Origin of the sequence: Moraxella sp. 179-F 1C4 NHS (genome assembly GCF_045370505.1) — a bacterium.
GTDB classification, from domain to species: domain Bacteria; phylum Pseudomonadota; class Gammaproteobacteria; order Pseudomonadales; family Moraxellaceae; genus Faucicola; species Faucicola tetraodonis.
On the sequence record NZ_JBIQEC010000017.1, the window covers coordinates 35,803 to 56,567 of the forward strand.

At 44.2% G+C, this 20,765-nt stretch carries 21 protein-coding genes and 1 pseudogene; 9 read left to right on the forward strand and 13 right to left on the reverse strand.

The window, feature by feature from the left end:
* Positions 1–57: 57 nt before the first annotated feature.
* From ACH0AB_RS08665 to asd, 4 genes are all read right to left on the reverse strand, one after another.
* Positions 58–1,803 carry a hypothetical protein gene (locus ACH0AB_RS08665; protein ID WP_406877926.1) on the reverse strand — a complete coding sequence of 582 codons (1,746 nt, stop codon included), beginning with the start codon at positions 1,801–1,803 and terminating at the stop codon, positions 58–60.
* 145 nt (positions 1,804–1,948) lie between these two features.
* Positions 1,949–3,400, reverse strand: a complete 1,452-nt coding sequence (locus ACH0AB_RS08670) for a type IV pilus assembly protein FimV (protein WP_406877927.1) — start codon at positions 3,398–3,400, stop codon at positions 1,949–1,951.
* A 206-nt stretch (positions 3,401–3,606) separates the two neighbouring features.
* A complete protein-coding gene (locus tag ACH0AB_RS08675; RefSeq protein WP_406877928.1) occupies positions 3,607–3,738 on the reverse strand; it encodes a hypothetical protein in 132 nt (43 codons plus the stop codon).
* Between the two features lie 102 nt (positions 3,739–3,840).
* Positions 3,841–4,983, reverse strand: a complete 1,143-nt coding sequence (gene asd, locus ACH0AB_RS08680; protein WP_406877929.1) for an aspartate-semialdehyde dehydrogenase — start codon at positions 4,981–4,983, stop codon at positions 3,841–3,843.
* A gap of 312 nt (positions 4,984–5,295) precedes the next feature.
* On the opposite strand from asd, the gene ACH0AB_RS08685 reads away from it, so the two are divergent.
* The 5 genes from ACH0AB_RS08685 to ACH0AB_RS08705 all read left to right on the forward strand — a co-directional run bounded on the left by ACH0AB_RS08685 (position 5,296) and on the right by ACH0AB_RS08705 (position 9,343).
* Positions 5,296–6,426: an endonuclease/exonuclease/phosphatase family protein gene (locus ACH0AB_RS08685; protein WP_406877930.1), complete on the forward strand. Its 1,131-nt coding sequence runs from the start codon at positions 5,296–5,298 to the stop codon at positions 6,424–6,426.
* 481 nt (positions 6,427–6,907) lie between these two features.
* Positions 6,908–7,660: a ribulose-phosphate 3-epimerase gene (gene rpe / locus ACH0AB_RS08690; RefSeq protein ID WP_406877931.1), complete on the forward strand. Its 753-nt coding sequence runs from the start codon at positions 6,908–6,910 to the stop codon at positions 7,658–7,660.
* A gap of 35 nt (positions 7,661–7,695) precedes the next feature.
* The gene (locus ACH0AB_RS08695) at positions 7,696–8,004 is read left to right on the forward strand and encodes a hypothetical protein (RefSeq protein ID WP_188875439.1); all 309 of its coding nucleotides are present in this window, start codon (positions 7,696–7,698) and stop codon (positions 8,002–8,004) included.
* A gap of 96 nt (positions 8,005–8,100) precedes the next feature.
* Positions 8,101–8,421, forward strand: a complete 321-nt coding sequence (locus ACH0AB_RS08700) for a hypothetical protein (protein ID WP_007115494.1) — start codon at positions 8,101–8,103, stop codon at positions 8,419–8,421.
* A 199-nt stretch (positions 8,422–8,620) separates the two neighbouring features.
* Positions 8,621–9,343: a hypothetical protein gene (locus ACH0AB_RS08705; protein ID WP_406877932.1), complete on the forward strand. Its 723-nt coding sequence runs from the start codon at positions 8,621–8,623 to the stop codon at positions 9,341–9,343.
* Between the two features lie 97 nt (positions 9,344–9,440).
* Here the strand turns inward: ACH0AB_RS08705 and rluB are convergent, their stop codons facing one another.
* A complete protein-coding gene (gene rluB, locus ACH0AB_RS08710) occupies positions 9,441–10,304 on the reverse strand; it encodes a 23S rRNA pseudouridine(2605) synthase RluB (protein ID WP_036591148.1) in 864 nt (287 codons plus the stop codon).
* A gap of 234 nt (positions 10,305–10,538) precedes the next feature.
* Between rluB and ACH0AB_RS08715 the strand changes: the two genes are divergently transcribed.
* On the forward strand, positions 10,539–11,237 hold the full coding sequence (locus ACH0AB_RS08715) for a DUF805 domain-containing protein (protein WP_239741754.1): 699 nt from the start codon (positions 10,539–10,541) through the stop codon (positions 11,235–11,237).
* Between the two features lie 62 nt (positions 11,238–11,299).
* Here ACH0AB_RS08715 and scpB read toward each other — a convergent pair whose 3' ends face one another.
* The 6 genes from scpB to ACH0AB_RS08745 form a co-directional block, all read right to left on the reverse strand.
* Entirely contained in the window at positions 11,300–11,845 is a 546-nt protein-coding gene (gene scpB, locus ACH0AB_RS08720; RefSeq protein ID WP_406877933.1) for an SMC-Scp complex subunit ScpB, read from the reverse strand.
* Complete coding sequence (locus ACH0AB_RS08725) at positions 11,842–12,630, reverse strand: segregation and condensation protein A (protein WP_406877934.1); 789 nt, start codon at positions 12,628–12,630, stop codon at positions 11,842–11,844. The genes scpB and ACH0AB_RS08725 overlap by 4 nt, the downstream gene beginning before the upstream one ends.
* On the reverse strand, positions 12,627–13,253 hold the full coding sequence (locus ACH0AB_RS08730) for a nuclease-related domain-containing protein (RefSeq protein WP_076774466.1): 627 nt from the start codon (positions 13,251–13,253) through the stop codon (positions 12,627–12,629). Before ACH0AB_RS08730 ends, ACH0AB_RS08725 begins: the two co-directional genes overlap by 4 nt.
* A 7-nt stretch (positions 13,254–13,260) precedes the next feature.
* A complete protein-coding gene (locus ACH0AB_RS08735) occupies positions 13,261–13,875 on the reverse strand; it encodes an O-methyltransferase (RefSeq protein ID WP_406877935.1) in 615 nt (204 codons plus the stop codon).
* A gap of 10 nt (positions 13,876–13,885) precedes the next feature.
* Positions 13,886–14,965, reverse strand: coding sequence for a tryptophan--tRNA ligase (trpS, locus tag ACH0AB_RS08740; RefSeq protein ID WP_406877936.1), 1,080 nt, complete (start codon positions 14,963–14,965; stop codon positions 13,886–13,888).
* A gap of 127 nt (positions 14,966–15,092) precedes the next feature.
* Positions 15,093–16,082: an LpxL/LpxP family acyltransferase gene (locus ACH0AB_RS08745; RefSeq protein ID WP_313421398.1), complete on the reverse strand. Its 990-nt coding sequence runs from the start codon at positions 16,080–16,082 to the stop codon at positions 15,093–15,095.
* A 507-nt stretch (positions 16,083–16,589) separates the two neighbouring features.
* Between ACH0AB_RS08745 and ACH0AB_RS08750 the strand changes: the two genes are divergently transcribed.
* From ACH0AB_RS08750 to ACH0AB_RS08760, 3 genes and pseudogenes are all read left to right on the forward strand, one after another.
* Positions 16,590–18,680: a carbon starvation CstA family protein gene (locus tag ACH0AB_RS08750; RefSeq protein WP_406877939.1), complete on the forward strand. Its 2,091-nt coding sequence runs from the start codon at positions 16,590–16,592 to the stop codon at positions 18,678–18,680.
* 89 nt (positions 18,681–18,769) lie between these two features.
* Positions 18,770–19,054, forward strand: coding sequence for a YbdD/YjiX family protein (locus tag ACH0AB_RS08755; protein ID WP_007115971.1), 285 nt, complete (start codon positions 18,770–18,772; stop codon positions 19,052–19,054).
* Positions 19,055–19,140: 86 nt separating this feature from the next.
* Positions 19,141–19,227, forward strand: a pseudogene (locus tag ACH0AB_RS08760) (hypothetical protein); the annotation flags it as partial.
* 124 nt (positions 19,228–19,351) lie between these two features.
* On the opposite strand, the gene ACH0AB_RS08765 reads toward ACH0AB_RS08760, so the two are convergent.
* Together ACH0AB_RS08765 and ACH0AB_RS08770 are read right to left on the reverse strand one after the other, a co-directional pair.
* On the reverse strand, positions 19,352–19,879 hold the full coding sequence (locus ACH0AB_RS08765) for an O-acetyl-ADP-ribose deacetylase (protein ID WP_095355714.1): 528 nt from the start codon (positions 19,877–19,879) through the stop codon (positions 19,352–19,354).
* A gap of 62 nt (positions 19,880–19,941) precedes the next feature.
* Positions 19,942–20,688: an NAD-binding protein gene (locus tag ACH0AB_RS08770; RefSeq protein ID WP_406877937.1), complete on the reverse strand. Its 747-nt coding sequence runs from the start codon at positions 20,686–20,688 to the stop codon at positions 19,942–19,944.
* Positions 20,689–20,765 lie beyond the last annotated feature (77 nt).

A 20,765-nucleotide genomic window follows, 5' to 3' on the forward strand; every position in this document is an offset into this window, starting at 1 on the left:
CACGCTCCTTTTTTATGCCGTGTTGCTTTATGCCCTGTTATTCCTGTTACTTGACTATTAAGCAATACGTTGTCTTAACGCTGTAGCACGTTCTACCAACGCCGTGTTGTTGCTGTCTTTGATTTCATCAAGCAAGCGTTTGGCACTGTCGTATTCCCCTAAATTCACATACTGTTCTGCCAAATCTACGTTTAACGTATCCGTGTCGATATCCTTAATGACATCGAGAATCGCTGATAAATCTTCAACAACTGGCGCAGTCTTTAGGCTTGCCTTATCTGCAATCGATGTTGTTTCAGGACTAGCGGTTGGGGTCGTAGTTGTTTGTGTATTTGCTGGAGTGGCTGCCTGAGTAGTTGAGTCATCAAAAGACAAATCAAACATGTCATCTGAGATAAGTAGCGAATCAGATGGTTTAGGGGCGTTGACTTCTGCCAAGTCAACGACAGGCTCAGCGACCGATGGGGTAGCAGGCTTGGCTAGTGAAGCCGCTTCTGCTTGGCGTAGTAATTCATCATCCAAAGCAAACGATGCAATATCTGTGGCTTCATCACTGGCAACCGGTACAGAAGTCACCGCATCAGAAGTTAGATTGCTAGATGCTTTAATATCTGACGCGTCAAAGCTTAAGTCGGCTTCTGTAGTAGCGTCATTGGTTGGGGCAACTGCTGGCTCAGCGTTCAAATCAAAGTCGAAATCAAAATCATCTGCGATATTGTTGTCAGCGCTCGGTGCAGCCGTTGGGGTCGTTATCATTGGTTCTGCAGCCGTAGCGGTAGGTGTTGATTGCGTCTCTGGTAAACTAAAGTCAAAATCAAAATCGCTGTCGCTAATAGCCTCGTTATTGACGTTACTTGCCGAAGTGGTGGTTACAGGTTCATCTATCGGCGCAACAATTTCGGTAGGTGATTCTAGGACAGGGGCAGCGACAGTCTCAGCGGTCGCGGGCTCTTTGCTAGGTAGATCAAAATCAAAATCGGCAAAAGTAAACTCATTTGATTGTGATTGCGCCGCTGTAGTCTCGGTAGTAGGCTTAGTTGCAGGCGGGACAGGTGCAATTTTGGTTTCAGGCACATCGAGTGCAAAGTCAAAATCTAATTCATTATCGGCATTGCTGCTAACACTATCAACCGGGGGTGCTGGCTGTGCCACTTCAGTGACGCTCGGCATGGTAACCTGTGAGGTGATGTTGACGGCTGGCTTATCATTGTCTTGTTTAAAGCCTGGCAAATCAAAATCAAGTCCATCTGATTCAACCGCTTCAGCGGTATGGGTCATCGCTGTGCTGCGTGCAGTTATCGATTGTTCTTCATCTACCAGCATTTTTAGGTTATTGGCTTGGGTAGTGAGATCAGCATCGTTCAGTGCCAATACCTCTGTGTAGAAGTTATTAAAGTGCTGATAATCTTTAGCCAAGGCATAGCTATTAAGTAAAGTAAAATTCAACCCGCTATGTGAGGGGTGATTTTTTAGCGCACGACGTAACGTTGTGATAGCGCCATCATAGTCTTGGGTTTGAATCAATTGCTCAGCCGCTTGTAACTCATGCTGCGCACTCTCGGCGGTATTGAGGGTTTGAGCAGTCTGCAAAGTCGTTTGCAATATGTCAGGGGCAGCTGGGCTTGGCATCTGCGATTGACGTTGAAGTTCTAGTTCGCGCTGCTGCTCAGCCAAGGTTTTTGGACGTTTGACTTGGGTCTGAGTATCAACCGTTGTCTGGCTCTTACCTTTTTTCATCAAGAAAACGCCAGCAATAATCACCAAAATCACTACTGCTGCGATACCCATCATTATCGGATCCATCTTTCACCTCATCGTTACGGTAGATAGTGATCATTAGGGCATAGCAAGATATAAGCTACCGCTTTATGCGACTAATGAATCACCACAAATTTGTTGTACAGTATGAAATGATACAGCACATAGGCAATATCATCCACGCGCTGTATTATTTTTTGTTTAACTCTTTTAAGCGTTTTTCTAATTGGGCAAGCTTGGTGTTTTGTATTTTCAAGCGATTTTCAGCGCCCACTAAGTCTTGATTGAGTTTGTTAACTTTAGTGGCTTGCTGGGCGGTGGCTTGGCGTTTTTGCTGCACTTGAGCCGCTACTTGGGATGACATCCCTTTGCCTACCTTGTTCTTGGTACTCTGACCTTGTACTGAACCATTGGTATGATTAGGTGCGATGATGGTCATTTCAGATTTTTTAGTCGCTGTATATGGCCGCGGTGTTTTTTGTGCTTTAAGTGTCTTTTTTGTCGTTTTTAGGGTGGCTGGTTGCTTAGCAGCAGATTTTGCTGCGATGACAAATTTTTTGCTTGCGATACGTTTTTTGTTTTGACGATATTGTTGTCGCGCTTTATTGGCTGATTTTATCCCAATTTGTGAAGGGACTACTTTGTATTTTGGGATTTGTAATTGGGTATTGGCGACAAGTTTAGTTGGGTCATTACCGGGGAACGCGGTCGGGTTGGCTGCCATGATATCTGCCATCACTTGGTCGACATCTTTGCGGTTTGCCGCTGCGATATTACTGGCGATGGTCCAAAGGTTGTCATTGCGCTGTAGTGTATAAGTGGTTGTCTCGCCAATGATTTGTCGGTTTTTGGCGCTATACTTGGACTTAGATTTGTCTAAAGGTTGATTGCCATAACTAGCTGCTGGGCTTGGCAATTGATTATCAGCGGCGTTTGTTTGGATAGGGTTTTGCGTTTGTGGCACGGCTTGCGTATAGACAGCGCCATTTGGCTGAACAGATCGAACCGTTCGCGTCTCTTGAATACGCAGGTAGTCACTGTTTTCGCTAGCTTGCGTCATTGGGGCGGCGCCAGCGGGCATACCAGTTGTAGGTAAATTAGGCAGCTGGTTGATGGTAGTTGATGGCAACGTTATCGGCTGCATGGGTATAGGGTCGGGCGACATAACAGGCAACTGCACAGGATTAGCCGAACCTATGACGATGTTTTGCGCAGGTGATTGCAAAGCCGTGGTATTGGCTTGCGTGGTGATTTTTTGCGCGCTGTCGATGGGCATCAACAAGGTTTTTGGCAGTGTTTTGGTCACGCCATTTTCCGTGATATTGAGCACCACATCGGTAAATGGGGCATTAATCGCACGTTTGGTGGTCAATACAATCTGACCGCCATTGCTACTGGTTGGGAGAAATTTGATTTGAATATCGGCATCTTTTGACAAGCCTAGCTGGCGATACACATCAGCTTGGGCGACTGTGACAGAAAAAGTTCTTGGATTGATATCACTGACATTAATACTGGCGTTTAAAGGTTGGTTTTGTTGGGTTTGTACATAAGTATCGCCAATATTGACGGCATAAGCGACAATGGGAAGCGATAAGGGAAAACCCAATACCAATTGTACAGAGTATTTTTGCCAAGACATAAAAAATCCTTGCTGAAGGTATCACAGTATAGTTATGGGTGTTAAAAAATGCCTACTTGTGTGATCGCATGGTAGTCAATATACCGACAGGCAATATTCAAATATCAAATTAATCGATAGTCCAACAACTTGACAAAAGTTTCAGTCAAATTATCTGCTCAACTTTACACTTTTTGTCCAAAACTCTCAATAGTCTGGCTCGCTTATTATTGGCATAAAGCCCGCTGTTGATAGCAATTTGAGCGTGGATTGATGCTTGGATAATGACGCTGTACTATCAATACCCTGACAATACCCTGATAATACCCTGATAACGGCAATCCCTGTTTACTGGTCATGGCGTTTTTTAGGGATAAATAAGGGATTAACACTATCAGGTTTATCTACTCAGGCATAAAAAAACACGCCCTAGTCAGCGTGTTTTTTATAAAACCTTGGGCTTATAATTGATTGCGGATAATCGCAAGTGTGCGGCGTAATGGCTCTGCCGCGCCCCATAACAACTGATCGCCCACGGTAAAGGCGGATAAATATTCGCCACCTAGATTCATCTTACGAAGACGACCTACGGCAACTTTAAGGGTGCCAGTGACCGCCACAGGGGTTAAACGCTCAACGCTTGCTGCTTTGTCATTTTCTACCACATCTAGCCACTCATTGCCACTGTTACGAAGCGCAGCTTCAATTTCTTCTAGAGGGATGTCTTTTTTTAGTTTGATGGTCAAGCCTTGTGAGTGACAACGCATAGCACCGATACGCACGCAGATACCATCAATCGGCACAATGTTGGCATTAGTCTTGTCTGCATCATTGCCTAAGATTTTGTTGGTTTCAACACAGCCTTTCCATTCTTCTTTTGATTGACCGTTTTCTAGTTGTACATCAATGTAAGGAATTAAGCTACCAGCAAGCGGCGCACCAAAGTATTGTTTTGGGAACTCACTGCTACGTTGTAATTCGGCTACTTTACGGTCAATCTCTAAAATTGCGCCTGCGGGGTTATTGAGTTCGTCTGCGACGCCATCATGGATGTAGCCCATGCCTTTGATAAGCTCACGCATGTTGTTGGCGCCCGCACCACTTGCCGCTTGGTAAGTCATCGCAGATACCCATTCAACCCAATCACGTTTGAACAACTCGCCAATCGCCATCAACATCAAGGATACCGTACAGTTACCACCGATAAAGTCTTTTTGACCATTTTTGATAGCGTCATCAATGACATTGCGGTTGACCGGGTCTAGGACGATGATGCTATTTTCAGTCATACGCAGGGTGCTTGCTGCATCAATCCAATAACCGGTCCAGCCTTTATCACGTAGCGGCTGATGGACTTCTTTAGTATAGTCACCGCCTTGACAGGTAATAATGGCATCACAAGCCGCTAAAGCCGCTAAGTCATGCGCATCTTCAAGCTTGCTAGGGGCAATGCCATTTGGGGTAGGGGCATCGCCACCGGCATTACTGGTAGAGAAAAACACGGGGGTAATCCCTTCAAAGTCGTTTTCATCTATCATACGTTGAATTAATACCGAACCGACCATTCCACGCCATCCGACCAAACCTACGCGTAGCTGACTCATGATAACCCTTCCTTACTGTAAACAAAATAAATAGTGCAGAAAATCCACATTGATTTTTCAATTAGTAACCTGTTACCTTGCCTGTATTTGTAAGATTTTGCAAGTGAATTTTTTTTTAGATGGGGCATCTATTTGGCTATAGGTAATATGCTGATAGCGATGTCACGGTGAAAAATAGCGTTTGGCAACACAACTGCAATTTATCAGCCGTATTTTTGCGGCTACTATATCGCCATACTAATGATCACAAGATAATGATAACAAGCTAATATTGACCAACGTGAACCGCAATATAACATGAAAGGATAGACAATGACGCTGTTGTTACAGTTGCTAGCAGGTTTTGTGGTTTTTGCAACTTTTTGGGCAACCATCCCTAGGTTTGAATGGTGGTTTAGGGTTGCTGATTTTCCCAGAAATCAATTGATTTTTTTGGGGGTGGTGGCGCTCATTGGCTTACTTTGGCTGGGCGCTTTTGACAGTCGTTGGCAAATTGGATTGATTTTGCTGCTGCTTATTGCGCTGGCTATGCAAGCGTACATGGTGTTGCCTTATACGTTTTTGTGGAAGAAACAAGTGCAAACGGCACAGCCAAAATCACGCGATTATCAAGTGAAATTGTTGGTTGCCAATGTGTTGACGACCAATCCAAATAAACAAGCTTTGATTGACCTTATCCATACCCATCAACCCGATATTGTATTGACACTCGAAACTGACCAAGCATGGCAAGACGCTTTAAGCCCCATTGAGGCTGACTATCCATTTAATGTAAAAGTGCCACTCGATAACTTGTATGGTATGCATTTGTACTCAAAGCTTGAGCTTATCAATCCCCAAGTAAAATATCTGGTGGTCGATGATATTCCATCGATTCATACCCAAGTTCGTCTAGCCATGGGGAAGGTCGTTTGGCTATACTGCTTGCACCCCATGCCACCGAGTCCAACCGAAGCCGATAAATCGGTGACACGGGATGCTGAGCTGTTAATGGTAGGCAAACACATCAACGCCAACGATTTGACGGTGATTGTTGCAGGTGATCTTAACGATGTGGCTTGGTCGCATACCACCCGCATGTTCCAGCGTATCTCAGGGCTACTAGACCCCCGCATTGGGCGAAAATTCATCAATACCTTTCATGCCAGCTACCCATTTTTGCGCTGGGCGCTTGACCATGTTTTTCACAGCAATCACTTCACCCTGGTATCGATGGCGCGTATGCCGAACATTGGCTCCGACCATTTTCCCGTGCTCACTACTTTACAATATGAACCTGAAGTCATGGATGAGCAGCCTGAACCTTTGCCAAGCATCGCCGATCACCAAGAGGCGAAAGAAACCATCAAAGAAGGGGTCACAGAAGGTGAGAAGCTATCGGAAGCTCAGCGTGATAGCGCTAGTGATGCTAGCAAATTATTGAAAGGCGCATTAGAAAGCTAACAGCGGGCAATCTAAAACCGCATGTAAGCATTTGCTTACAACAGATTCCGCCTTTTGCGGCTAGTAACCAACCGTGCAACAAACTACAATGAACTCATCAACACAAGGATGATACCAAGGAATGGTAGTGTTGAGACGCTCAGGATGAGTAATATCATGGAAAGCCAATAATAATAACATAGTTGACATGAAGTGCCCTAAAACCCAAGTCTATTGCCCTAAGACTTGGGTTTTATCTTTTTTGGTACTTATTAATCATAATCTAGCATAGTCTAGCTACCTTGTTTTGACTATTTAATAAATACAAATTCTACAAGCCTTATGGCGGTGTTTATTTTCACGGGCAGCAAATAGTCGCTTTCAATAGTCCCAGTTAACAAATTATAGCCACCAAGTAATAGTCACCAAATAGTCGAAGTTTTTTAAAATAATCTTTGCTAAAATATCCGCAACTTTTAATCAAAGCTGACGGATAATGATGATGAACCAGTCTGAAATTCTTGAAGACTCACTTAAACAAGCCCCTAATAAATTTGCCCATCCCAACAATGATAGCCAATTTTTGATTGCCCCTTCGATTTTGTCGGCAGATTTTGCCCGTCTAGGCGAGGACGTCGAGAAGGTTATCGCCGCAGGTGCAGATGTAGTGCATTTTGACGTGATGGACAATCATTATGTCCCAAATTTGACCTTTGGGAGCATGATTTGTCAGGCGCTGCGTAATTATGGGGTAACTGCGCCGATAGATGTGCATTTGATGGTATCACCGGTTGATAGTATGATTGAGCAGTTCTTAAAGGCGGGCGCTAGCATCATTACCTTTCACCCAGAAGCCACGCAACATGTCGATCGCTCGTTACAACTCATCAAAGATGGGGGCGCTGATTGTGGACTGGTGCTGAATCCTGCCACGCCGCTACACTATCTAGACTATGTGATGGATAAAGTTGACCAGATTTTATTGATGAGTGTCAACCCAGGGTTTGGTGGGCAAGCATTTATTGATGGCACCCTCAAAAAAATTGAAGCGGTGCGCGAAATGATTAGGCTATCGGGTCGCGATATTCGCCTTGAAGTCGATGGCGGTATCAAAGCCAGTAATATTCGTGCGGTTGCCGAAGCAGGGGCTGATATGTTTGTCGCAGGTTCAGCGATATTTAATCAACCTGATTATCGCCAAGCGATTGATGCAATGCGTGCTGAACTGGCTTTGGTTGGTCACGTGCCAGCGTAAATGCGCCACAAGGAATGATACACAAGGAAATTGGTATGGACGTTCAATCCCCGTCTTTAGTACCCAAAGGGCTGACAATTGGACTGGCAATATTTGCGGTGTTGCTAGGGTTGGCAGGTTTTGGGTTTAGGTTGATGTTTGGCGATAGTTTATCATCAATGCTGCCCTCACTGGTAAGTACCATTGCTATTTTTTGGCTCGGTATTCCACTGGCTTTTGTCGTGGGCTCAAAGGTGTTAAATCGCTACTCAGGGCGTGCACCGATTCAAAATCGCAATGCGTTAACCTTGGGTTTGTTATTTAGCTGTGTGGCGATGCTATGGATGATGGCGGCATATTCGTAACGGTTCGTTCGGCGAGTCGGCACCCCAAGACATTAACGTCACAAATTGATGCTACACATAACACCAATCCTTAGTAATTATTTAGGAATTTATTGAATGGCATTGCCACATTATACTAAGCAAGAATTATCGATTTATCCCAGCAATCTTCCAAAAGGCTTAATCAACACACTGATCGTTGCTTGCTTGCTGTTAGGCTTGGCGGCTTTACGCAGTAGCAAGGGAATGCAAGGCTGGCTCAATGTCATCGAAAATTGGGTGTTTATGCTATTGTGGATTCCGCTTGCCGTCACCCTTTGCGCATTACCTTTTAAGTTGCGGGATGACAGCTTTGAGCTTAAATTGGCGTATTATCTCGGCATGTTTGTGGCATTCTTATTTGAAATCAATAAACTTCGCTATTGGCATACCATGTGAACATGACGATTTAGGACAATAGTTAATAGCTAAAAGTAATCGCTAAAATTTCTGGGCAATACTTTTTTTTGACCGATGAATTTTTAGGCTTAGCCAACGCTAACATGCTTGAATTTTTAAACAGTTGCAATCATAGTAGTGCTATATTTGCTTTTTATAGGCAGGCTGTTATTGATAGACAAGCTGTTAGGGCGTATAGATGAATATTTTGCTCGGTATATTGTTAACTGTATTGATAAGCTTTTTGGTGTATCGATGGATAAGGTTGGCTTGGTATAAACTACATGACATGGCAGATATTGAGGTCGGTATGTCTCAATATTCTGTGCCGCCCACAGCATCGCCGGCAAAACCAGAAACCATGCGCTTGGCGTACCAATCAAACCTGCCAATTCCCAATACCTTCGGTAGTGATAGCCGTTTTAACTTAATGCCACGTGCTAGCAAACATGCAAGCAATAAAAAATGGTTTAAAGCAAAAAATCAACAACCGCGATTATCTTCACCTTCGATTTTGGGTATTGATGGCGCATCAATTGAACGTATGCCAACAGCTGCCGTAATGCTGCTTGACACCATCCATGACAAACTCATTCGTTATCAGGAGTGGCAACGCGACCAAAGTCAGTCAGTCAACCAACCAGACCACCCGCAAACCCAATGGTTGACTGAAAATAAGTTTGTGGTCAATCGCTTAATTGAGCAGACGATTCCTGAAGCTGTACACCAGTATGACCAAATTGCCAAATATCATCCCAGTCAGCTCAATCAAAAAATTCAGGGGGAGATGACCGCAGGCGATATGCTCATTGAGGTATTGGCTCGGGTCAATCTGCAATTAGATGAATTGCTCAATGAGATGTTTTATGAAGTCAGCCAGCAATTTGCGTCAACTTACCGCTATGTCAAAAATCGAACGTAGTCGATGGTAGATTAACATTGGTATATTAAAATGAAAAAAGCGTATCAAATTGATACGCTTTTTTTGTAAGTTGCTTTTTGTGTAAATTTTATAGCGGTTAGCTGCTTCTTTTTTCTTTATCGCGGCGTAAGTGATGACCACCACGACGCGCTTTTAGCGGTTTTTTCTCAAAGCGTTCTTGGCGGCGTTTGGCAATGCCGTAAAGCCCTGTGCCTTGGCGCGGGCGAATGTTGACAAGTCCTGCTAAGGTGTCAATCTCACGGCGATCTAGCTCAAGATAACGACCCGTGCGAAGTTCCCTTGGCAGACTGACAGAGCCGTAACGGATACGCAGTAATCGGCTTACTTTTAAGCCTTGTGATTCAAATAAGCGGCGTACTTCACGATTGCGACCTTCTTTGAGTTTGACTTGGTACCATTTGTTGATACCTTCACCGCCTTTTTCAACGATGTCATCAAATTGTGCCATACCATCTTCTAGCATGACACCACGTTTGAGATTTAAGATAATCTCAGGGGTGACTTCGCCCATCACACGCACCGCGTATTCGCGCTCTATTTCATTTGATGGGTGCATCAGACGGTGAGCCAGTTCACCATCATTGGTAAATAGCAATAAACCTGTTGAGTTGATGTCCAACCGACCCACCATTACCCAGCGGTCATGGTTCAGTGGTGGCAGGCGCTCAAACACCGTGGGACGACCTTCTGGGTCATGGGCTGAGCAAATTTCGCCTTCTGGCTTGTAATACATCAATATACGGCGGCGTTTTTCGTTTTCTGCGGTATAGCGTAGCAAACGTCCATCGACTCGGATTTCATCGCCCTGTCCGACACGGTCACCAATGGTAGCGACAGTCCCGTTAACACTGACGCGACCTTCGCGAATCACATCTTCCATTTGGCGGCGCGAACCTAAGCCTAGACGGGCGAGCGCTTTTTGCAGTTTTTCGTCTTTCATTCAATAATCCTTTAATAGGTAGCAACATTTCACAATGTTGTGCTAGCATGAAACTTCATGCTTGTGCCTATTGTAGGACAAGCGATGGTTGAATGCTAGTATAAAGTCATGTGGCTAAATTTTAACCAGTATTTTAGCCAAAAAGTTAACATAAATAATGTCACATTGTAAAAATTATTTTAGGTTATAATCATCGACATAAGTAAATTAATACAACTATAAGGAATAATAACAATGAAAGGGCAAATAGCCAATTTCTCGCCGCAACATGGCCAAGGTATCATCATGGCGGAGGACGGCAAAAATTACCCATTTACTAGTCAACAATGGCAACAAGCCACGGCACCGATGGCAGGACAACAAGTAGAATTTAGTGTCGATGCGCAGGGTAATGCAGTGGCAGTTGTCGGTCTTGCCACAGGCAATGCTATTAATCTGAACAAACCGATAGATAGCACAATTGCGCCCATCCCTCACGGCTATACAGACAACCCTACAACTGCCAACTATGGTCAAGTTACTCACACAGCGGGCATGAATACTGTCAATCCAGCATGGGCAATTGAAGAAAATTATGGTTTTTTTGATTGGGTCAAAAAAAGTCTCAGCAATTATGCCAATTTTAAAGGGCGCGCTAGACGTAAAGAATATTGGTATTTTTATTTGGCGTGGCTCATGTTGTATCTGGGTGGGGCAATCATTGATTATATGATTGGCACCGATGGCATTGTGGCGGGGCTTATTGCTTTGGCGTTGGTGATTCCCAATATCGCAGTAGCTGTTCGCCGTTTACATGATGTTAATAAATCAGGTTGGTGGATGCTGATTGCCTTTATCCCCATCATTGGCGGAATTGTGCTGCTGGTGTGGTATTGCACAGATACCAAGCCAAATGTCAACCAGTGGGGCGTCCCTGCTCGCCGCTTGCCTTAATACATTCTTGATGCAGGGTCTTTAAACAGGTTCTTTAAAAAGCTGCCCAGTCGGTAGCTTTTTTATAGCTCAAGCTGTTGCACATCAGCTAGCTTTGGTAAATCTTGCAAGCTTTTAAGCCCAAAGGCGGCTAAAAACGCTGCGGTGGTATGCAGTAGTGCAGGACGTCCCAGCGTATCGCGAAAGCCTTGCTCAATAATCCAGCCTTTATCAAATAGTTGCCGTAAGATATTGCTCGATACAGTCACACCACGAATTTGCTCAATATCGCCACGCGTCACTGGTTGTTTGTAAGCAATCACACTTAACGTTTCTAATAACGCTTGGCTTAAGGTTTCTTGACGCTGGGGAAAAACTTGCTGAATAAGTGGGCTAAAGTCATTGGCGATTTGCAATCGGTAGCCGCTTGCGGTATCCGCTAAGGTTAACGCGCCTTGTGATAGACGCTGCTGCAAGACCGTGAGCGCCATGCTCAGTTGGTTTGGATTAATCGATAGCCAGTGACACAGCTGCTTGGCAGTAATCGGGGTTTCTGAAGCATGTAAAATCGCTTCAATAGATTTGCTATGCTGCTGGGCAAGCTGATGTTGTTGGTTAAAATCGGTCATGACGATGCCCATATCAAGGTTAGTTCGCTTACATCAGAAGCGTTGTCATCCTCTTTTGCGACAAACTTTAGCATCCGCTGTTTTGCTAATTCCAAAATGGCGACAAAACTCACCACCACACCCAGTTTGCCTTGTGATTTATCTAATATGTCGTGGAAAGTGCCTTGACCCCGACTTGCCAATATACGACTAATACTTGCCATACGCTCTGCCAAAGGCACGATATCGGCTTTGACGTGGTGCATTTGGTAATCGGGCTTTAGCTGCATTTTGATTAAACTGTCGGCAAGCATGGTGGCAGGATAGGGTGCCATCTCTTTGGCTAATATATCAGGGTTTGGCAAACTGGCGTATGCCAAAAACACATCGCGCTCAAGCCGCATTAATGCATCGATACGCTGACTGGCGTGTTTGATTTGGGCGTATTGTTCAAGTCTGTCAATCAGCTGCTTGGTGGGGTTTTTTTCATCCTCTGGCCGTTGCGGGCTTGGTAGTAACAATTCGCTTTTAATAGCAATCAAGGTACTTGCCATCAGCAAATAATCACCTGCCAACTCAAAATGATTGTCATCCAATTCCTCAATATAAGTCAGGTACTGCTCGGTAATCGGCAAAATCGCTGTGGTGGTGATATCAAAGTTATTTTTTTTGACTAAGTACAGCAAAAAATCCAGCGGGCCTTCAAACTGCTCCAGCCAAATGGCAAAGGCTTCAGGCGGAATATAGAGGTCTTCGGGCAGACTTTGAACAGGCGTCTCAAAAATTCGAATGGCTAAATTGGTCATTTGTGATGTTGTTTTTTTAGGTTTTGAATATGCTGATGGCGAGTTTTAAGCGTATTATCAAGACGATTTTTAGCCAATAATTGGCAGATTCGCTGAACTTGTATGTCGCTGAGTTTTTGTTGGTCAAATGACAAAATATAATCTGTGAAGTTTCCCAAGCGGCAAATATTGGCTGGAAAATTACTTTTTAATTCACATTCACCTGTAAATACAATAACTGAATGAAAAACGTCATTCGGTAACTCTAATAAATTCTCTAATGTTTTGATATGTTTATAATTTTGTCGTAACGGATTTTGGAAAAGATGTTTTTTGCCATAAATGTTTTGCGTCCATTTGGCATCTTTGACTTTACCATAAATCCACCCTTTATAGTTTTTAGTTTCAACTACGAAAATACCAAAACGCGACACATAAATATGGTCAATTTGCGTAGAACCTTCATCAGTTGCTAAAGTGACGTTTTGCAAATCATGGTAGCTATCATGTGGCAGCTTGCGATTAGCAGCTTTTTCAACCATTTTTTCGCCAAACCAACCTTTAAAAGTAGGCGATTTTAAAAAACTAATGATAAGGAAAAGAGGAATTAACCACCAAATTTGTTTTAATAATTCCCATAGCATTTTGTTTTTAATCCTTTGATTGTTTAACTGCTAAAAACAATCCTGCCCCAATTGATAGGGTAGAGCACAGATAGTTGTTGTCCTGTTCAAAGGCTGACAAAAACGCTGCTACTTCATCGGCATGAGAAATGACATTATCGACAATCAGCATATCGCCAAAGGTCAGTAACCGCTTAAAGTCAGCCACATAGTCGCCATAAAACCTACGCTCTGCATCCAAGAAAATCACATCAAAATGGGCGGTCGACTGACGTAAAAAATCCTTCGCATCGACTTGTTGTAGCGTGATATTGTGGTCAAACTGCAAGGTACGCAGGTGATTGCGAGCAGTTAGTAATCGCCATTCATCGATATCAATTGAGGTCAATGTGGCACTATCCGCGGTATTGGCTCGATTGATTTGGGCTAACGCATAGCCTAGCCATAGCGTAGAATAGCCCGTTGATGTACCAATTTCTAACATATTTTTAGCCCGTTTGCTGATAACCAGACTGGCAAGAAACTCGGCTGAATCAGGCTCAAGGTGGCGATGTCGGTTAAGACGGTTGGGCTGCGCATCGTCAAAGGCTTTATCGGTTTGATAAAGCCTATCGGTATAGGCTTTAAAGTGTGCAAATGTCATGAGTGACTCGTTATTTTTTGAGTTTGGCAAGGGGTTTGATACCAATGGCTTTTCGTACTTTTTCTAGGCGTTTGCGCGCGTCACGGCGGGCTTTTTCTGCGCCCATTTGTAGGATTTCTTCCAATTCTTTTGGATTCGCCATCAATTCATTGTAACGAGCCCGGAAAGGGGCAATTTCGCTGTTGATTTTTTCAAACAACACTTCTTTGGCATCCCCCCAAGCGATACCTTGCTCAAAACGTTGACGCAGTAGTTGTTGTTCTTCCGCGCTAGCGAATGCACGATAAATCTCAAAAATCGTGGATTCATCGGGGTTTTTGGGTTCTTCTGGCAATTGTGAATTGGTGACAATACGCATGATGGCTTTTCGCAGCGCTTTTTCACCATCTATTTGTGGGTCGTCGCCAAATAACGGAATGGTATTGCCATAGCTTTTTGACATTTTACGACCATCAAGCCCCGTCAGTAGCGGCGTGTCATCATCTACCATGGCTTCGGGCAATACAAAAATCGGTTTTTCTGGGTCGCAATAGCGGAAGTTAAAAGTACCTGCGATATCACGTGCCATCTCGATATGCTGGATTTGGTCTTTCCCCACAGGGACATGGGTGGCATTGAACATCAAAATATCCGCAGCCATTAACACAGGATAACTAAATAATCCCATCGAAATGCCAAAATCAGGGTCAGTGTCTGGCGTTTCACGGTTAGCATCTACGGCGGCTTTGTAGGCATGCGCACGGTTCATCAAACCTTTAGCACAGTTACAGTTGAGTACCCAAGTTAGCTCTGGAATTTCGATAATATCCGACTGGCGGTAAAACACCACTCGCTCAGGGTCGAGACCACACGCAAGCCACGTCGCGGCAATTGCCTTGGTCGATGCATGAATCGCCTCAGGGTCATGGCATTTGATGAGTGCGTGCAAATCCGCCAAGAAAAAATAAGCGTCGCTTTCTCCCATACTGGCGCCTTGTATCGCCGATTGTATGGCTGGGCGAATGGCACCGACATAGTTGCCAAGATGGGGAATACCACTGGTGGTGATACCGGTTAAAATGCGGCGCGGCGCGGCTGTTTTATCATTCATGTTCAAAATTCCAAACAAAAGCAAAAAAAGTACAAAATAGGCAAAAAAATTGTCCGTTAGTATAGCGGTTTTTGACTACAAATTCATGCCAAAAATTGGCTAAGCCCCATGAGCCAAATGAGTAATATTAGCGGTAATAGCGGATACCAGTAGGCTGAGTTTTATAGCGCCGATGAAACCACATGTATTGGGTCGGGTCGATACGGATATAATTTTCTAATAGCTGATTGATGCGATTGGCATCCGCTAATTCATCTTCGGTTGGGTAGTTCTCAATGACAGGCGAGAAGATGATGTGATAATGCGGTTTGCGACCTTTTGGCATCTCATCCGGGGTTTCCCGATAGAAATGCAATATCATCACGGCAGGCGGATTGGCTTTATTGCCCAGTTTTGCCATACGACGTGGTGCAGTCAAAGTGGCAGCGGGTACCCCAAAAAAGTCTGCCATCACGCCTTGTTTAAGCCCAAAATCTTGGTCGGGGGTGATCCATACCACATGATTATCTTTAAGGTTTTTGGCAAAATGGCGCATATCGCGATGACTGATTTGGTCGCTATAAACTTTTGAGCGAGCATTAAAAATGAACCAATCAAGCAGCGCATTGTTTTGCGGTCGATACACCACATCCAGCGGGGTGAACATGGTGGTCAGCCGTCCACCCAAATCGAGCAAAGTCGAATGGATACCGAGTAAAATCACCGCTTTACCTTGCGATTGGGCGTTTTTGACATGTTGCAGCCCTGATACAGTGACGCAGCGGGTAAATACATCCGGTCGATACCACGCACACAGGCTTTCAAACACACCCACACCGGCATTGATAAAAATCTTCTCTGCCATCTCTAAACGCTGATCTTCGCTGAGCTCTGGAAACGCCAATGACAGATTGGTCAAAGTATCGGCTCGGCGGCTTTTAATCAGTCCAAATAACAATTTCCCCAAAAAATGACCGATTTTAAATTGATAGCGCAACGGCAAATAAATCAATGGCAAAATCAGCGCGACCCCAAGCCAAATCCCCCAATATTGCGGCAATAAAAACTGCCACTGAAAAGGCTTGCGCGCTGTACGGGTCGCTGATTGCAGTTTTTGCAACTCGCTCACCTTTGGCATGCCTTCAAGTGTTACAGTTGACTGATGCAGCAGCTTGGCATCGGCATTACTGGCAGTATCAACTGAAGTCATTTTGGCTGCTGGGTCAAACATTTGAGGCTTATGATTTTGGGTTGGTTTCATAGGGTATGTTTCATTAAAAAAAGCATAAAAAAATACATAAAAATGCAAAAATAAATGCTGTAGCAGCGACTTGGACGATTAAATTTGTAAAACTGGTCAAAAAATATACGCTAGAATTTACAGGCTTTTAAGCTGATTGGGTCATTATACCAAACAACGACTCAGGCTAAAGCCAGTAAATTTGGTATATATTGGGTAACAGTGATACTTTCAATGACGAAAGACCACCAATCCATGTTACAATTTGCAAAATATTACAAAAAAGAAGCAATAATGCTTTAACGTAATTACATGTTAATTTAGTTCAGTTGAAGATAATTGCTTTTATCTCTACCCCAGGATGACCTTATATAAAAAGGAGTTGACATGCAGACAAATTCCGCAATGACAAGTAACTCCCCCATGCTATCAAAGATAGTATGGTTACTTGTTGCAATTATTGGCGCAGTGGCATTAGGGACAATCGCTCTGCACCGCGGCGAAAGTATCAATGCGGTGTGGCTCGTCGCCGCTGCCGTGTGTTCGTATAGCATTGCTTATCGCTACTATAGTTTATTTATCGCCAAAAAAGTCTTTGAACTCAATCCCCGCCGCGTGACACCGGCTCATCGCCTAAAAGATGGCTTAGATTATGTTCCTACCAATAAATACGTCTTATTTGGTCACCACTTTGCTGCGATTGCTGGGGCAGGTCCTTTAGTCGGTCCTATCTTAGCGGCACAAATGGGTTATTTGCCAGGTACGCTATGGCTCATCATTGGGGTGGTATTTGCAGGTGCGGTACAAGATTTTACTGTGCTATTTTTGTCCACTCGCCGTGATGGCAAATCACTGGGTGAAATGGCAAAAGACGAGCTGGGTACTTTTACGGGTATTACGGTGATGCTCGGTGCACTCGGCGTGATGGTCATTATTCTTGCCGTACTGGCACTGGTGGTGGTGAAGGCGCTAGCGCACAGTCCTTGGGGGCTATTTACCATCGCGGCAACGATTCCAATTGCGCTACTGATGGGCATCTACATGCGTTATTTACGCCCGGGTAAAATCATGGAGGTGTCTATCATTGGCTTTGTGTTGATGATGGCGGCAATTGTATTTGGTGGCGATATTGCCAAAGACCCTGCGATGGCTGAATTGTTTACCTTGAGCGGTACCCAGCTGACTTGGGCATTGATGATTTATGGTGTGGTAGCCTCGGTATTGCCTGTGTGGCTGCTGCTTGCGCCGCGTGATTATTTATCAACTTTTTTAAAAATAGGGGTGATTGTAGGTTTGGCACTGGCGATTATTTTTACCATGCCAGAGTTAAAAATGCCTGCGGTTACCAAATTTATCGATGGTACAGGCCCCGTATTTAAAGGCGGGTTATTTCCGTTCTTGTTTATTACCATTGCTTGTGGTGCTATCTCTGGTTTTCACGCGTTGGTATCGAGTGGTACGACCCCAAAACTTGTAGATAATGAAGTAGATACTCGCGCCATTGGTTATGGTGCTATGCTCATGGAGTCGATGGTTGGTATCATGGCAATGATCTGTGCCACCATTCTTGACCCTGGTATGTATTTTGCGATTAATGCCCCAGCAGCACTTTTAGGTACAACACCAGAGACCGCGGCAGCCGCTATCCAAAAATTGGGGTTTGTGATTACCCCCGATGCGCTTACCACACTAGCGCAGCAAGTGGGTGAGAGCTCTATTATCTCACGGACAGGCGGCGCGCCGACCTTTGCCATTGGGATGGCGCATATCCTATCGTCTATCTTTGGTAGTACGGCGATGATGGGTTTTTGGTATCACTTTGCGATTTTATTTGAAGCCTTGTTTATTTTGACTGCAGTCGATGCAGGGACGCGTGCTTGTCGTTTTATGGTACAAGACACTATCGGCATCGTGGTGCCATCGGTACGTGGTTCAACCAATCTTGGCGTGCATTTGCTTGCGACCTTGATTGCAGTAGCCGCTTGGGGCTTCTTTGTCTACCAAGGCGTGATTGATCCGCTTGGGGGAATTAACTCATTGTGGCCACTGTTTGGCATCGGTAACCAAATCTTGGCAGCCATGGCATTGACACTAGGTACCGCAGTTTTATTTAAAATGAAAAAACAAAAATATGCTTGGGTCACTGTGGCACCCACGGTTTTCTTATTGATTACCTGTCTGACAGCGGGTTGGCAAAAAATCTTCCATGAAAACCCAGCGATTGGTTTCTTGGCGCAAGCGCACAAATACAGTGCCGCGATTGCCAAAGGTGAAGTGTTAAAACCTGCCAAAACCTTGGATGAGATGCAAACCATCGTATTCTCAAACTATGTGGATGCCGTGCTTTGTGGCTTCTTTATGATTGTGTTAATTGTGATGATGGTTGGTACGATTCGCGCATTAACAAAAGCCTTGGCAAGTGATAAACCTACCGTGGTTGAAGGTGAGGCGATTTATGAAGATCCAAAACCCTTGAATATTTCTGCACCGCATTAGTGAAAAATTACCAGCAATTGCACAATATTGTATTGTGCAATTGCTTTGATTTCACCAAAACCATGCTGGGCAGATAGAAGGAGAGTCACATGAGTAATAACGCGTTAATCGCTAACTTGATTAAAATGACCTTAAAGGCGCAAAAGGAGGTAATTTTTAGCCCAAAAAATATGACCCGCCTAATCACGCTGGTCAAACGGATGCAACAAAGCTTTCGTTTGATGGTCGGTGTCCCTGATTATGCGACCTACGTCAGCCATATGCAGGAGCAGCATCCTGATCTAGAGCCGATGGATGAAAAGACCTTTTTTCGCTACTGCGTCGATGCGCGCTACCCGAGTAATGGCGGTGGCATGAAGCGATGCCCTTGTTAATCAAAAAACATTAAAAAAACAGTCTAAAATTAGGCTGTTTTTTATCAAAATTGAATTGTTAATTTTTGTAAATATGGCCAATGATTGTCGGCAAAAATGACCCAAGATTTATACACAATCGCCCGTTGGCAGGTCTGGTGGCAGTGTGTGTAGGCTCTCATATCATGCACCCTTAAGGCGGTTTATTGTTTCATTTTTCATGATTGCAAGTTGGCAGTCGCCCATGGATTTGGACATTGCGTTCAGATACTGCTTTGCGATAGTTAAGGCTTCGCCATCATGTAAAATTTGCATATTTTAATTTTCGGGTTGGACTAAATTTAGATAAAGCTGATAATTTTCTGCATCAAAACAGACAAAGATAATGTCTTCAAATTCATGATTTTCGTTTTGCTTGACGAAATCTTTTACGGTGTTTACCGCAATTTGTGCGGCTTGTTGTTTTGGAAAACGATACACACCCGTTGAAATATTGGGAAAAGCAATGGTTTTAACACCGTTTTGCTCAGCAAGTTTCAGCGATTCGGTGTAACAGCTTGCTAGTAGCGCTGACTCATTTGACTGTCCGCCATGCCAAACAGGTCCGACGGTGTGAATCACATATTTGGCGGGCAAATTCCCTGCAGGGGTAATCACGGCTTTGCCAGTAGGACAACCGCCTTGCTCATCATGAATCACTCGACAAGCCGCAAGCAGTGACGTGCCTGCTTTACGGTGAATAGCGCCATCAACCCCGCCACCACCGAGCAATGAATTGTTGGCAGCGTTGACAATCGCATCAACAGCTAGGGTCGTAATATCTTGTTGTACGACACGGATTTGCATGCTTGTACTCCTTATGATTTTTAACATTTTAAATGTTCGTTTCTTTTGATGGTTTTTTTGGGTTATTTTTTTGTTTGCGAGTAGGATTCCTCGGCCAATTTTTCAAACCGCTCTTTTTCTTTATTGAGTTCATGTTTCGCGGTGGTCATATCGCTATCAAATAAGCTTTCGAGTTCTTGAATCGCTGATTGTGCTGAGGCAATCATCTCTGCTTCATCTTCATAGATGGCGCGCTGCCGTTCAATCAACGCGTCATCATAATCGCGGAACATTTGCACGGTTTTTCGGGCAGTTTGTGGTGCCATGCCCAATACTTCCAAGGTTTCGCGTGACATATCCAGCGAAGATAGGTAGGTTTCTCGCCAAATATACTTAACCCCCGCATCGCGCAAACGATAATAATGCTCACGGTTTTTGGCACGTGCCAAGATGGTCAGATGCGGATAATTGCGTACGGCATAATCGGCGACCGTCTCAGATAGTTCAATATCGCCAATGGCAATAATAAAAACTTTGGCTCGTTGAAGCCCTGCTGCGCGTAGGATTTCAGGATTTTGGGGATTGCCATAGTATACTTGGTTACCAAATTTGCGGACGAAATCGACTTGGTTGGCAGATTTTTCAATCGCGGTAAATTCAATATTGTGCATGCGTAGCACACGGCCGATGATTTGCCCGACACGTCCAAATCCTGCAATCACCACTGCGTGCTCATGGTTGGGTATTTTGTCGTATTCTTTACTGGGCTTAGCTTTGGCAAATATCGGATTACCAATTTTTTCCAGTAATAAAAATGCCAGTGGTGTCATTAAGGTACTCCCCAATGTCTAGACCAAATAATCATAAAATTAAGATAGAATTGGGTTGATAAAGCACAGTATTATCC